At 64.1% G+C, this 12,410-nt stretch carries 15 protein-coding genes; 9 read left to right on the top strand and 6 right to left on the bottom strand.

Features of this window, described 5'->3' with window-relative positions; all coding sequences use genetic code 11:
• Window positions 1-134: 134 nt before the first annotated feature.
• Entirely contained in the window at window positions 135-593 is a 459-nt protein-coding gene (locus tag IOC69_RS06680; RefSeq protein ID WP_290542765.1) for a copper chaperone PCu(A)C, read from the bottom strand.
• Here IOC69_RS06680 and IOC69_RS06685 point away from each other — a divergent pair.
• The gene (locus IOC69_RS06685) at window positions 592-1,320 is read left to right on the top strand and encodes a DUF1194 domain-containing protein (RefSeq protein WP_290542766.1); all 729 of its coding nucleotides are present in this window, start codon (window positions 592-594) and stop codon (window positions 1,318-1,320) included. The genes IOC69_RS06680 and IOC69_RS06685 overlap by 2 nt on opposite strands.
• Before the next feature lie 118 nt (window positions 1,321-1,438).
• On the opposite strand, the gene IOC69_RS06690 is transcribed toward IOC69_RS06685, so the two are convergent.
• A complete protein-coding gene (locus IOC69_RS06690; RefSeq protein ID WP_290542767.1) occupies window positions 1,439-2,866 on the bottom strand; it encodes a PLP-dependent aminotransferase family protein in 1,428 nt (475 codons plus the stop codon).
• A 70-nt stretch (window positions 2,867-2,936) separates the two neighbouring features.
• Between IOC69_RS06690 and IOC69_RS06695 the strand changes: the two genes are divergently transcribed.
• The gene (locus IOC69_RS06695; protein ID WP_290542768.1) at window positions 2,937-3,581 is read left to right on the top strand and encodes a pyridoxamine 5'-phosphate oxidase family protein; all 645 of its coding nucleotides are present in this window, start codon (window positions 2,937-2,939) and stop codon (window positions 3,579-3,581) included.
• Window positions 3,582-3,700: 119 nt separating this feature from the next.
• On the opposite strand, the gene IOC69_RS06700 is transcribed toward IOC69_RS06695, so the two are convergent.
• The gene (locus tag IOC69_RS06700) at window positions 3,701-4,009 is read right to left on the bottom strand and encodes a hypothetical protein (RefSeq protein ID WP_290542769.1); all 309 of its coding nucleotides are present in this window, start codon (window positions 4,007-4,009) and stop codon (window positions 3,701-3,703) included.
• Between the two features lie 456 nt (window positions 4,010-4,465).
• Here IOC69_RS06700 and IOC69_RS06705 point away from each other — a divergent pair, with 456 nt between their 5' ends.
• The gene (locus tag IOC69_RS06705; RefSeq protein ID WP_290542770.1) at window positions 4,466-5,467 is read left to right on the top strand and encodes a DUF4424 family protein; all 1,002 of its coding nucleotides are present in this window, start codon (window positions 4,466-4,468) and stop codon (window positions 5,465-5,467) included.
• A gap of 67 nt (window positions 5,468-5,534) precedes the next feature.
• On the opposite strand, the gene rpsI is transcribed toward IOC69_RS06705, so the two are convergent.
• Window positions 5,535-6,032 (bottom strand): 30S ribosomal protein S9, encoded by a 498-nt coding sequence (gene rpsI, locus IOC69_RS06710; protein ID WP_290542771.1) that lies wholly within the window; start codon window positions 6,030-6,032, stop codon window positions 5,535-5,537.
• A 1-nt stretch (window position 6,033) separates the two neighbouring features.
• A complete protein-coding gene (gene rplM, locus IOC69_RS06715; RefSeq protein WP_290542772.1) occupies window positions 6,034-6,498 on the bottom strand; it encodes a 50S ribosomal protein L13 in 465 nt (154 codons plus the stop codon).
• 400 nt (window positions 6,499-6,898) lie between these two features.
• Between rplM and IOC69_RS06720 the strand changes: the two genes are divergently transcribed.
• The 5 genes from IOC69_RS06720 to IOC69_RS06740 all read left to right on the top strand — a co-directional run bounded on the left by IOC69_RS06720 (window position 6,899) and on the right by IOC69_RS06740 (window position 11,145).
• Window positions 6,899-7,711 carry a hypothetical protein gene (locus IOC69_RS06720; RefSeq protein WP_290542773.1) on the top strand — a complete coding sequence of 271 codons (813 nt, stop codon included), beginning with the start codon at window positions 6,899-6,901 and terminating at the stop codon, window positions 7,709-7,711.
• A complete protein-coding gene (locus tag IOC69_RS06725) occupies window positions 7,708-8,502 on the top strand; it encodes an enoyl-CoA hydratase (protein WP_290542774.1) in 795 nt (264 codons plus the stop codon). The genes IOC69_RS06720 and IOC69_RS06725 overlap by 4 nt, the downstream gene beginning before the upstream one ends.
• Window positions 8,499-9,035, top strand: a complete 537-nt coding sequence (locus IOC69_RS06730; protein WP_290542775.1) for a CoA-binding protein — start codon at window positions 8,499-8,501, stop codon at window positions 9,033-9,035. The genes IOC69_RS06725 and IOC69_RS06730 overlap by 4 nt, the downstream gene beginning before the upstream one ends.
• A 72-nt stretch (window positions 9,036-9,107) precedes the next feature.
• Window positions 9,108-9,674, top strand: a complete 567-nt coding sequence (locus tag IOC69_RS06735; protein ID WP_290542776.1) for a cytochrome b — start codon at window positions 9,108-9,110, stop codon at window positions 9,672-9,674.
• Between the two features lie 115 nt (window positions 9,675-9,789).
• On the top strand, window positions 9,790-11,145 hold the full coding sequence (locus IOC69_RS06740; protein WP_290542777.1) for an IS1380 family transposase: 1,356 nt from the start codon (window positions 9,790-9,792) through the stop codon (window positions 11,143-11,145).
• 42 nt (window positions 11,146-11,187) lie between these two features.
• On the opposite strand, the gene IOC69_RS06745 is transcribed toward IOC69_RS06740, so the two are convergent.
• On the bottom strand, window positions 11,188-11,328 hold the full coding sequence (locus IOC69_RS06745) for a hypothetical protein (protein ID WP_290542778.1): 141 nt from the start codon (window positions 11,326-11,328) through the stop codon (window positions 11,188-11,190).
• 678 nt (window positions 11,329-12,006) lie between these two features.
• Here IOC69_RS06745 and IOC69_RS06750 point away from each other — a divergent pair.
• The gene (locus IOC69_RS06750) at window positions 12,007-12,258 is read left to right on the top strand and encodes a YHYH domain-containing protein (RefSeq protein WP_290542779.1); all 252 of its coding nucleotides are present in this window, start codon (window positions 12,007-12,009) and stop codon (window positions 12,256-12,258) included.
• The last annotated feature ends 152 nt before the right edge of the window (window positions 12,259-12,410 follow it).

The raw sequence follows: 12,410 nt of genomic DNA on the forward strand, positions 1-12,410 counted from the left end.
GCGCGGCTTGTCTTTCCGCCACCTGTCAAACGCGCCTTCGTGTTCAGTTGGTCACTCTGGCGGCGCGTTCACCAAGCCCATGCCGCCGAGGCCCACTACCGCGCAAGACTCACCACGCAGACGCAACTGTAGTACTAGTTCATCTGGGCGACGCCGCCCACCTTGGCCTTCACCCTCACCTCGCCCGCCTTCTCGAAGGTGAGCGTGAGTTCGATCTCCCCGCCCTCCTTCAGCGGCTGGGTCAATCCCATCAGCATGATGTGATAGCCGCCGGGCTTCATCTCCAGCATGCCGTGGGCGGGAATGCCGATGCCGTCCACATGCTCCATTTTCATCACGCCCTCGGCCTCCACCGTCTTGTGGAGCCCGGCCATCTTCGCGGCAGGGGTGGAAACGGCGATGAGCCGGTCCGCTTCGCCATGCAGCATCAGGCTCACATAGGCCGCACCCGTCTCCGCGGTGGGCGTGGCGGATGCGCGGGCATAGGCCTGCATCACCATAACGCTACTGGCATGCGCCCCCGTCGCCAGTGCTAGGATGGCGGAGAGGGTGAGGGCGATGGCGGTGGCGACTTCGATCAGGACTTTGCGCATGAAAACCTCCGTTCAGGCTTTTTCGCGCCGCACCCGGGGCCTGTCACGCGCCACGGCGTCGCAAGCCCTTCTGCTCGCATTGCTGGCAGCGCCCGCCCCGGCACAGGAGCAGACCCCGGTGGCCGTCGAACTCGTCCTGGCGCTCGATGCCTCGGCCAGCGTCGACAAGAGGGAATTCGCATTGCAGGTCGAGGGCCTCGCCGCCGCCTTCCGCGATCCGGAGGTGCAGCGCGCGGTGGAGGACCTGCAGCCCCTGGGCGCGGTCGTCGCGGTCGTGCAATGGGGCGGGCCGGGCGAAACCCGCGTGGTGCTGCCCTTCACGCAGCTGAACAGCGCGCGGGACTCCAAGGCCTTCGGCTTCCGCATGGCGCTGATCCACCGCTTCATGTGGGCGAGCCTCACCTCGATTGCCGCAGGCATCAGCGACAGTGCGGCCCTGATCGGGGAGAACGAGTTCGACGGCCAGCGCAAGGTGATCGACGTGGCGGGCGATGGCGAGGACAATGGCGCGGCGAGCCTCGAGGCCGCCCGTCAGGCGGCGCGTAAGCAGGGCATCATCATCAACGGCCTGCCGATCATGGCCGGCAGCCCGGAGCTTGCCGACTATTACAAGAACCGCGTCATCATCGGACCGGACTGCTTCGTGGAGCCCGCCCGCGACTTCGAGGACTATGCCCGCGCCATCCGCATCAAGCTGCTGAAGGAACTGCGGCCGCTGGCATCGTGAGGCCGTCACGCGGCGCCGGAGCATGTTCCGGTCAGGTGGAATCACCTGATCGGCAAGACCATGCGCCAGCATATGAACCGGCGCATGAAGCGGAAGGCATGGCTGTGTGCGGCATCGCTCATTGCAAAACTGCAATCAGCCGGGCTGCGGCCCTTTGCAGATCATCCTCGCTGAATCCGGCGAAGCTCAGCAGCAGCCCCTGTTCGCGCTTGCGGCCCGCATAATGGCTGGACAACGACTGCGTCTCGATGCCCTTTGCCTCAAGCCTCTCCACCAGCGCCCCGTCGCTCATATCCGGCGGCAGGCGCAGCACCAGCATGAGGCCCGCGGGCGGGGCATCGATGCTGAAGAGCCTCCCCTCCCCCGGCTTCAGCGCCTCGATCAGCGCGCGCCGCCGCGCGGCGTAGATCCGGCGCATGCGGCGGATGTGGATGGCGAAGGCGCCGGACCCCATGAATTCGGCGAGGGCCGGCTGCGCCATCAGCGAGGGAGGCGCTCCATGCGACACGCGCTCCTCGCGGAAGCGCTTCACCAGCGCCAGCGGCGCCACGATGTAGCCCAGCCGCAGGATGGGCGAGAACACCTTGGAGAAGGTGCCGGTATAGATGACGCGCGCCCGCTTATCGAGGCTCATCAGCGCCGGCAGCGGCTTGCCGACATAGCGGTACTCGCTGTCATAATCGTCCTCGATCACGGTGGCGCCGGCCTCCGCCGCCCAGTCGAGCAGCTCGAGGCGGCGGGCGAGCGGCATGGTGACGCCGGTGGGATATTGCCGCGCCGGGGTCACGAAGGCCGCGCGCGCGCCTTCCGCCCGCTCGCAGCCGCGCGTCACCGCCATTCCCTCCGCATCGACCGGCACCGGAACGGCCGTGACGCCGCCCAGCGAGAAGATGCGCCGCGCCGTCGGGTAACCCGGCTCCTCGAACCACACCTCGTCCCCGGGCTTCAGGATGGAGCGGCCGATCAGGTCGAAGGCGTCGAGGCCGCCCGCCGTCACGATCACCTGTTCCGGCGCGCAGCCGATGCCGCGCCATTCATAAAGGTGCCGCGCGATCGCCTCGCGCAGCGGCAGCCAGCCGAAGGGATCATTGTGTTCGAGCAGCGTCACCGGCGGGTTGCGCCAGAAGCGGCCGAGCAACCGGCCCCAGTCGTCATGCGGAAAATTCGCCCAGTCGACAAGGCCGGAGCGGAAGGGCCGTGCCGGCTCCCGCCTGGCCCCGGCGCGCGATGGCTCCCGCGCACGCTCCTTCGGCGCCGAAACGAGAAGCGAGTCCGGCAGCTCCGCCGCCACCCGCGTGCCGGAACCCGAGCGTGTCTCGAGATAGCCCTCGCTCAGCAGCTGCTCATAGGCCTCAACCACCGTGGCGCGGGCGACGTTCAGCTCCTCCGACAGGGCGCGCGTCGAGGGCAGCCTGGTCTGCGGCTTCAGCCGTCCGCTCAAGACCAGCGAGCGCAGCTGGCGCGCGATCTGGGACTGGATCGGCTCGCGGTCGCCGCGGTCGATGCCGATCTCGCTGGAGGACGTCCCGAGAAGTGGTCTGCTCATTGAAGCCGGACTTGGACCTTTCAGCCAGACCATATTGCAGGCATCGGATGCGCGCAATGGAGTGACTGAGATGAATGCCCCCAGCGAAAGGACCCGCGTGAAGCGGATGAACAAGCGCGCCGCCTATGATGCCGAAACGGTGCACGGCATTCTGGACGCCATGCCGGTCTGCAATGTCGGCTATGTCTTCGACGGCGCGCCCTATGTGACGCCCACGCTGCAGTGGCGCGAGGGCCGCCATGTCTATTGGCACGGCTCATCCGCCAGCCGCATGCTGGAGGCCTGCGCGGAGGCCGAGGTCTGCCTCACCGTCTCGATCGTCGATGGCTTCGTCATGGCGCGGTCGGCCTTCAACCATTCCTGCAACTACCGTTCCGTGATGGTCTTCGGCACCGCGCGCAAACTCACCGATGCCGCCGAGAAGGAGATGCGGCTCAGGACCTTCACCGACGGCCTGTGGCCCGGCCGCTGGGACATGCTGCGCCAGATGACCGCGCAGGAACTGAAGGCGACGACGGTGTTGAAGCTGTCGCTCGCGGAAGCCTCCGCCAAGGTCCGCACCGGCGCTTCCGGTGACGACGAGGCCGACTATGCGCTTCCGATCTGGGCCGGCGTCATCCCGGTGCGCATGGAGGTGCTGGCCCCCGTCGACGATCCCCGGCTGATCGCCGGCCTCGCGCCGCCCCAACACATCACGGATTTCAAAATCGGCTGAGCCCAATGCCATCCGCCGCTCGCGTCGTCGTCTTGGGCTCCTTCGGCGGACTTGGAGTGACAGTGTTGCCCCGCGCAATGCCGGTTCTGATGGTCATTCCATTCGCGAACGGCAGTCTGTCAGGCTTCGTCCACGGGGCCGAGTTCGGCGCTGCCGCCTGCCTTCCAGCGCTCCAGGCGGTCGTTCCCGGAAGGGCCGCGGCCGCCGAAATCGTCGCGCAGCAGCACGGCGGCCAGCACGGTGACCTGCGCGAAGGAAATGCCGAAGGAAAAGCCGAAAACGAAGACCCACAGCAACGGGCTCTCGGCCTTGCCGAGCAGCGTCCACACGCCGCCGATATCAACCGCGAGCAGCATCGCCACGAACAGCCATCCCGCGGCCATGCCGATGAGCGACCACTTGAGCAGGAAGCGAATCAGCGGCGGCATCGGCGTCAATGCGTGAGCCCGGCGGGAATTCCGCCGTTGGCAGGTAACGTCGCCGTTGAGGTGTCCGCCAGCAACCTGCTGCTCCTTGCCTGAATGGCCGCACGGCCTGGAAAGGCCCAATCGCAGCCCGCCCGCCGCACGATTGAAGCCGTCAACGGACATTGGCCGTGCGATCCGGGCGTAATACGCAGGATCGGGCCTTTCGGTTGCATCGAAGCCTCGCCCTGCAGAAACAGCAGATTTTTGAAGGGTGGACCAGTTTCCGTGGCGTCCCCGGCCTTCAGCGACGGCTGACGGCGCCACAGCCGGACGGCCACTTGCTGAAGCGCAGGGACCGCGCGGGCTCCATGGACCCGGTTGCATGGAGCGAGAGCGGCACGCCATCGCACATGCCCCGTTCAACAATGAGCTTTTGCGTGTATCCTGCCCGCGTATAAAACGCTTCGGGAGAGGGAAGTGAAACGGACATATGCGCTCGCCGTCCTGGCATTGCTGGCCTGCATGGCCGCGCCGCGCGCGGAGGCCAACGACTCAATGGCTGAAACGCCGATCGGCGGCCTCGTGCTGACCCGGAGCAGCAGCATCGCACTCGACAGGGAAGACCTGTTCATTTCGCCGGAGGAGGTTCGGGTCGACTATCTCTTCACCAACACGGGCACAGAGGACATCGAGACGCTGGTGGCCTTTCCGCTGCCCGACCAGGACTACAACAGCGAATCCGTGCCCGCCTATAACCTGCGCAAGGAACTCGGCTTCCACACCACGGTGGATGGCGCGCCGGTGCAGTACCAGATCGTGTTGCAGGCCATCGCGGGAGGCAAGGACGTGACGGATGAACTGGCGGAAGCCGGCCTCGATCCGGACCAGGACTGGAACGCCCTTCAGGCCTCGCTCCGCGCATTGGACCCCGCCAAGGTCGAGGCGCTGCGCAAGCGGGGCCTCATCGTCGAAGAGGATGGCGGCGGCGAGGGGCCGGTCTTCAGTTCCACCTGGAAGATCCGCACCATCGTTACGCGAAAGCAGGTGTTTCCGGCGGGCAGGACCGTCGCCGTCAGTCACCGCTACAAGCCGCTCGCCGGCGGCAGCGTGGGCGGTTCGCTCTACAGGCAATACCGCAACGAGACCCTGCCCTACTATAAGGAGAAGTACTGCGTCGAGGACAGCTGGATCGCCGCCCTCGACAAGACGGTGGCGCGGCGCACCCCACCTGGCCAGGAATTCCCCGAGATCTACACGGAGACATGGCTGGGCTACGTGCTCTCCTCCGGCGCAAACTGGAAGGGGCCGATCAGGGACTTCCGCCTCGTCATCGACAAGGGCCGGGCCGAAAACATGGTCAGCTTCTGCGCCGAGGGCGTCAAGAAGATCTCCCCCACCCGCTTCGAGGTCCGCAAGACCGATTTCGAGCCACGCGAGGATCTGAACATCCTCATCGTGGAGTGGATCAAGCCGGAGTGATCCGCCAACAGGAAAGGGGCCGCCTTTCGGCAGCCCCCTGAAAAGCAGACCGTGATCTGCTTCTGGCTCAGCGCTTCGAGAACTGGAAGCTGCGGCGGGCCTTGGGGTGGCCGTATTTCTTGCGTTCGACCATGCGGGGGTCGCGCGTCAGGAAGCCGGCCTTCTTCAGGGCCGCGCGCAGATCGGGCTCGAAATAGGTGAGCGCACGGGCAAGGCCGTGGCGGACAGCGCCGGCCTGGCCGGAAAGGCCACCGCCGGCGACGGTGCAGTCGATGTCGAGTTCGGTGGCGCGGTTCACCGTCATCAGCGGCTGCTGGACGAGCATGCGCAGAACCGAGCGGGCGAAATAGGTCTCGATCGGCTTGCCGTTGATGGTGATCTTGCCCTTGCCGCGCTTGATCCAGACGCGCGAGGTGGCGTTCTTGCGGCGGCCGGTGGCGTAGGCGCGGCCCAGGGCATCGAGCTTGGGCTTGGCAGGCGCAACGGCAGCCGCCGGAGCGCCGCCGCCTGCGGGGGCCACGCCCATGGCCTGGCCGAGATCTGCGAGGGATTTGCGTTCAGCCATATCAGCCTCTCACCGCATTCTTGGGGTTCATCGACTTGATGTCGAGCTTCCTGGGGTTCTGCGCGCCATGCGGATGCGTGGCCCCACCATAGATCTTGAGGTGTGTCATCTGCTGGCGCTTCAAAGAGCTGCCGGGAAGCATGCGCTTCACCGCGAGCTCCAGCACGCGCTCGGGGAACTTGCCGTCAAGAATCTTGCCGGCATTGCGCTCCTTGATGCCGCCCGGGAAGCCGGTGTGGTGAAAGTAGCTCTTCTGCTCTCTCTTCTTGCCGGTGAAGTGGATCTTCCCGGCATTGATGACGACGACATGGTCGCCGCAATCCATATGGGGGGTGAAGGTGGCCTTGTGCTTGCCGCGCAGGCGGTTCGCGATGATGGCGGCCACGCGGCCGACGACAAGGCCTTCCGCGTCGATCAGCACCCAGTCCTTCACGATGTCCTTGGCTTTCGCCGAATAGGTTGTCATCTGGTTGTCTCTGGCGTTACGGGGTCAAGTGCGGGGGGTGCGCAACCCGGAAGCCTCCGCACCCCGCTCAGTGCGGGGCTGATTACGGGTCAAGCGCCAGTCTGTCAAGGAAAACCCCGGAAAATGCGTCGGATAACTGCTGTGGTAACATAATACCGCGAGCGGTATGTTCATCGCGAAATCGCCCTTCACCCGCCTCCCGCCATGCGCCAGATTAAATGCTTGAGCATGATCTTGTCGCAAAAGCGGTTCCACTTTTGCCGATCATGCGTTGAAGTATCATCAGGTCAAGTGGACACCGGTTGACCGTCGAAAATGCGATCAGGCAAAGAGATAGAGCAGGTTTCGGTTCCACTGAACCAAAACCTGCTCTAGACTTTGCGCCAGCAGGAAATCACAGATGACAGCTCGCATTTTCGTGACACTCGCGGCCTTGGCCGGCCTTGCCATTCCGACCGCCCATGCCGCCACCGCGCGCGCGGAGAGCGGCACGGTTCTCGTCCAGGCGGCCACACCTCAGCCCACTCCGGTCGCACCCTCCACCGGCAGCGGCACGGCCCCGGCAGCGCCACAGGCCACCCCGCCCGCCGCCACCCCGCCCCCGGCTGCGCCACAGGCCACCCCGCCCGCCGCCACCCCGCCCCCGGCTGCGGCAGCCCAGCCGGCGCCGCAAGACCAGACCATGCCTGACACGTCCGGCGGGCAGGACGGCGCCGTTGCGGAGGACACTGGCGACACGCCGGACAGCGAGCTGAGCCTCGGCGATATCCCGACCATCGAGACCATGGAGCTGACGCCCGAACTCGCCAGGCGCGCGCTCGACAGCTACATCATGGCCAAGTCCAAATATGCCGACACCGACCTCGATCAGTACGAGAACCTGCAGGACTTCGTCGACCAGACGGAGGACGGCAAGAAGTTCGAGGCGGATGTGAAGGCCGCCGGCTTTGCCGACGTCACCGGCTGGAATCTTGCCGTCACCACGCTTGGCCTCACCTATTCCTCGCTCACCGACGACCAGACCTCGGACCTCGAGCAGCAGATCAAGGAGGTGGAGGACGACAAGGAACTGGCCCAGGACATAAAAGACAAGATGGCGAAGGCCCTGAGGGCGCTGATCCCGTCCGCTAACAACAGGAAGGTCATCCAGGACCTGATGAACGATCCTGTCTATGGCACGAAGCTGAAGCAGCTCGACATGGAGGAAGAATGACGGCGCTTCTGCTCTCCGCCGTCGAGGGCGGCGTGCTGCGTCTGACGCTCGCCGACGGGGCGACCCGCAACAGCCTGTCCGAGGCGATGATGGCGGCGCTGCGCGAGGCGCTCGACAGGGCGGCAGGAGACAAGGCGGTGCGCGTTATCGTGCTGGCGGGCGAAGGCCCGGCCTTTTCCGCCGGCCACAATCTCAAAGACATCACCGCGCATCGTGCGGGCCCTGACAAGGGTGCGGCCTATTTCGCTGAGCTCTTCGAGGCCTGCGCCCAGCTGATGCTCGGCATCGTCCATCACCCCAAGCCCGTCATCGCGGAAGTGGCGGGGATCGCCAGTGCGGCGGGCTGCCAGCTCGTCGCCAGCTGCGATCTCGCCGTCGCCGCAGAGACGGCGCGCTTCTGCACGCCCGGCGTCAACATCGGGCTGTTCTGCTCCACTCCCATGGTGGCCCTGTCGCGCAATATGTCCGCGAAGCACGCCATGGAAATGCTGCTGACGGGCGATGTCTTCGGCGCCGAGGATGCGCTGCGCTTCGGCCTCGTCAACCGCGTCACGCCGGCCCATGCGCTCACCGGCACGGTGATGGCGCTGGCCAACAGGATCGCGTCGAAATCCATGGTCACGGTGAAGACCGGCAAACAGGCCTTCCACCGCCAGCGCGACCTGCCGCTGGCCGAGGCCTATGCCTACACGGCGCGCGTGATGACGGAAAATCTTCTCATGCGCGACGCCGAGGAGGGGATCGCCGCATTCATCGCCAAGCGCCCGCCCGAATGGACGGATGAGCCGTGAACCACGACGGCTATTCGCCCGGCTATATCCGCTCCATCCTGCAATCGGTGAAGACCATCGCGCTGGTCGGCGCCTCGGCCAACGCGGTGCGGCCGTCCTACTTCGTCATGAAATACCTCATCGACAAGGGCTATGAGGTGATCCCCGTGAACCCCGGCCTCGCCGGGCAGCAGATCCTCGGGCAGACCGTTTACGCCGCGCTGAAGGACATTCCGAAGCCCGTGGACATGGTGGACATCTTCCGCAATTCGGAGGCCGCCGACCCCATCACCGGCGAGGCGCTGGCGCTCGACCCCAGGCCCTCCGTCATCTGGATGCAGCTTTCGGTCCGCAATGACGAGGCAGCCGCCCGCGCCGAGGCAGCGGGGCTCAAGGTGGTGATGAACCGCTGCCCCAAGATGGAATATGGCAAGCTCTCGGGCGAATGGCTGTGGGTCGGCGGCAATTCAGGCATCATTTCGTCCCGGAAGCAGTCACTGCACGAGAGCGGCAAGGTGCAGAGCCTTGGGTTGGGCCCGAAACGCGGCTATTGATCACCGTCAAGGACAGCGGATCTGCCCTGCTTCATACGTCTTGACCGCATCCTCAACAATAACGGAGCTGCCATGAGTCTTGCCCCCGGGAACCGCTATGACAGAGTCGCCATGATCATCCACTGGCTCACCGCCGTGCTGATGATCTACATGGTGCTCCTCGGCGAGGATATGATGAAGGAGGGCGAGCGCCTCGCCAGGGCGGGCGATGCCGCCAACGCCGCCTTCCAGCCCTCGATCCATGTCACGCTGGGCGTCAGCATCCTGCTGCTCACCCTGCTGCGCATCATCTGGCGCGTCACCCACGCCACACCGCCCTATCCCGCCGGCATGAAACGCTATGAGGTCATCGCCTCCAGGTCGCTGCACGGCCTGTTCTACATCCTGCTGATCGCCATTCCCCTCACCGGCTGGATCGCCTTCGGCGGCTTCTCGGAAGAGGCGCCGGCCGTGGCCCAGGCCCAGGTCTTCGGCCTCTTCGCCATGCCGCAGCCGCCCTTCACCGGCGAATGGGCGGGCGAACTCCACGGGCTCGGCGCCAACGTCGCGATGGTCCTCATCGGCCTCCATGTGCTGGCCGCGCTGAAGCACCAGTTCATCGACAAGGACGGAATCTTCGGCCGCATGCTGCCGTGGTGACAACGCGCATCATTCTCTAAGCCGGCATTCGCCGGATAACGCACTGATTTCTGGTGGAGTTGTCACGATTCAGGTATAATTATCAGTAGTTTAACCTGGACCGTATGAGGCCATCATGGAGAACCCGGCGGGTGAATCAAAAGATGGCTCACTGCGGCTTGATTTTGACCGCCGCCTGAAGCTTGAGTTCCATGGCTCGCGGATCGCCTCTGATGCCGGGTTGCTCGCTTACCGTGAACTCGACGATGCCCTTGGCCTCAGCATGATGGCTGGTGATGTGCTTGCCGATGCCCGCACCGGTAGAAGCGGCCGCCATGCCCTGGTGGGCCTGCTGCGGCAGTCGGTGTTCGGACGGCTAGCCGGATATGAGGACGTCAATGATGCCGAACGCCTGCGCCATGATCCGGCGATGCGCTGGATTGTCGGCGGCAAGGCGGCCTCAGGTCGTGCGGCATCAGCAAGCCAGATGGGCCGTTTCGAGACAAGGTGGCTGACGGTGGAGAGGAACCTTGCTGCGCTCGCCGATCTGCCGGGCCAGTGGATCGACCGGGTGCAGGCTCGTCGTTCGTCCCTCAGCATCGTGCTCGATATGGATTCGAGCGTCAGCCCCACTCATGGCGAACAGGAGATGAGCGTCTGGAACGGTCACTTCGAATGTACCTGCTATCATCCGCTGTTTGTGTTCAACCAGTTCGGCGACCTCGAACGCTGTGCGCTGCGTCCCGGCAACGTTCACAGTGCAGATGGTTGGAAGGATGTGCTGGAGCCGGTGGTGGCGCGTTATCGTGGCCAAGTCTCGCGCCTCCATCTCCGGGCCGACGCGGGCTTTGCCAATTCCGAGGTCTATGAGTACCTCGAAGCCGAACGGATCAAGTATGCGATCCGGCTGCCCGCCAACAAGGTGTTGCAGGATAGGATCGGCTACCTGCCGACCCGTCCGGTTGGACGTCCTCCTCTTTATGTGCGCCGGTATTACGCCAACTTCCGCTACCAGGCAGCAAGCTGGACGACATCGCGCCGGGTGGTCGCCAAGGTCGAGTGGCACCCGGGTGAACTTGTCCCACGCGTCGGCTTCATCGTCACCAACCTCTCGAGACCGCCTGAGAACATTGTCGCCTTCTACAATCAACGCGGCACCTGCGAACAATGGATCAAAGAGGGCAAGGGTGCCGTCAAATGGACCCGCCTGTCATGCCGGACATTTGCCGCCAACGCCGCCCGCCTTCAGCTTCATGCGCTGGCCTACAATCTCGGCAACTTCCTGCGCACCCTGGTAACGCCCGAGCCGATCAGGGACTGGTCGCTGACCAGCCTGAAGGAGAAGCTGATAAAAATCGGCGCCAAGGTCATCAGCCATGGCCGCTACATCGCCTTCCAGATGGCCGAAGTCGCAATTCCGAGGCAGCTCTTCGCCGACATACTGCGGCTCATTGTCGAACTACGGCCACCGCCTGAACCTGTGTCAGGGTGAATGGCCCGGTTGTCATGCGTTCCAGCGAAAACCTCGGGAGAACTATGCCTTGAAGAAAGCGAAATCGACATTCTCGACCAGCGACGCGCAGGCATCACCGCTTTGGCGGATCACCAACGCCTTTTGCCAAGGCCAGGTCTTGCCAATGACGCCAGTTTGCGCAATACTCAACTGTTCGGTCATCCGGTGGATGTCGGATTAAATGTCTTCAGTTCCCTCTGCAGGCACTCAACAAACGGAAAATGGAGAACACAATGACTAGCAAATTGCTTCAGAATGTGTTAATCTCGCCAATTGTCTTGGTTGCAACTGTCAGTAGTGCAATGGCTGGGGACCTGTTTGGAGGCCCCGTATTCTCCTCCAATCAAACACTCGTAGCATGCGAGATCACCAACGTCACCAGTGCGCCGGTCACCATCACGAGCAAGTCGATATTCAACAAATCCGCAGTCAACCTGAGTTTTCTCGGAGACACGTGCACAGCTACGCTCGCGGCTTTCAGTTCATGCTACTACGCCGCTAACGTGCCCGCCAGCTCGGTTCATACCTGCTTCCTGCGGATCGTACAGGGGAATGACAGTGTGCGCGGAACTGCTCATGCGCGCAACATTTCGAACACAACAGTCAGCGAGTTGCAAATGCGCTAGCGCGCATTCCTGGATTCGCGCTGCATTAAAGTCTGTCGCTGCCCGACAACACCACTGACGAGGGCATGGCACGTGCCCTTGTTTTGGAACTGTAGTGATGAAGCGGTGCGCGCTGGGCTGCAGGCGGCAGCCGTAGTCGATTGGCCTGCCAGCATCGCCGCAATGCTCTTGGGGTTGAAGGTCCTGCCCTGCTCATTGACGTGTCCATGTTCAGATGGCTTTGCTGCTGACGTTGACTGTCCCGCTGGCGGTTCCGGCCAGCGCCCATTCCGGTGGCCTAAATTCCGAGGGCTGCCATAAGAACCGCAAGACAGGTGACTACCATTGCCACCTTAAAGCTTCGAAGTCGGCGGGCAACCTGAACGTGTTGCCTGCGCTTGGTTCTGGAGCAGGCCGCCCGTTCCGCAACTGTACAGCGGCAAGGGCTGCTGGCGCGGCTCCGGTGTTTCGAGGCGATCCGGGCTAAGATCATCTTCGCCGGGCTTGTCTCGACGATTTGCGCTTTAATGGAGGAGCCGGGGGTGCCTGACCGCACCCCCGGTGTTGGCGGGAGACCGATTTACCGGGCTGGTCCCTAGAGACCGTGGTCAAGCTTGGTCCCCGTCATCTTTGCATTCA

It is taken from the genome of Aestuariivirga sp. (genome assembly GCF_020252405.1).
Classification (GTDB): domain Bacteria; phylum Pseudomonadota; class Alphaproteobacteria; order Rhizobiales; family Aestuariivirgaceae; genus Aestuariivirga.

Bases quoted from the DNA above. Each gene is read 5' to 3' on its own strand.
- IOC69_RS06735 (WP_290542776.1), top strand. From the start codon at position 9,108: ATGAGTCTTGCCCCCGGGAACCGCTATGACAGAGTCGCCATGATCATC.
- IOC69_RS06745 (WP_290542778.1), bottom strand. From the start codon at position 11,328: ATGACCGAACAGTTGAGTATTGCGCAAACTGGCGTCATTGGCAAGACC.
- IOC69_RS06720 (WP_290542773.1), top strand. From the start codon at position 6,899: ATGACAGCTCGCATTTTCGTGACACTCGCGGCCTTGGCCGGCCTTGCC.
- IOC69_RS06740 (WP_290542777.1), top strand. From the start codon at position 9,790: ATGGAGAACCCGGCGGGTGAATCAAAAGATGGCTCACTGCGGCTTGAT.
- IOC69_RS06700 (WP_290542769.1), bottom strand. From the start codon at position 4,009: ATGCCGCCGCTGATTCGCTTCCTGCTCAAGTGGTCGCTCATCGGCATG.
- rplM (WP_290542772.1), bottom strand. From the start codon at position 6,498: ATGACAACCTATTCGGCGAAAGCCAAGGACATCGTGAAGGACTGGGTG.
- IOC69_RS06680 (WP_290542765.1), bottom strand. From the start codon at position 593: ATGCGCAAAGTCCTGATCGAAGTCGCCACCGCCATCGCCCTCACCCTC.
- IOC69_RS06725 (WP_290542774.1), top strand. From the start codon at position 7,708: ATGACGGCGCTTCTGCTCTCCGCCGTCGAGGGCGGCGTGCTGCGTCTG.
- IOC69_RS06750 (WP_290542779.1), top strand. From the start codon at position 12,007: ATGGCTTTGCTGCTGACGTTGACTGTCCCGCTGGCGGTTCCGGCCAGC.
- rpsI (WP_290542771.1), bottom strand. From the start codon at position 6,032: ATGGCTGAACGCAAATCCCTCGCAGATCTCGGCCAGGCCATGGGCGTG.
- IOC69_RS06690 (WP_290542767.1), bottom strand. From the start codon at position 2,866: ATGAGCAGACCACTTCTCGGGACGTCCTCCAGCGAGATCGGCATCGAC.
- IOC69_RS06695 (WP_290542768.1), top strand. From the start codon at position 2,937: ATGAATGCCCCCAGCGAAAGGACCCGCGTGAAGCGGATGAACAAGCGC.
- IOC69_RS06685 (WP_290542766.1), top strand. From the start codon at position 592: ATGAAAACCTCCGTTCAGGCTTTTTCGCGCCGCACCCGGGGCCTGTCA.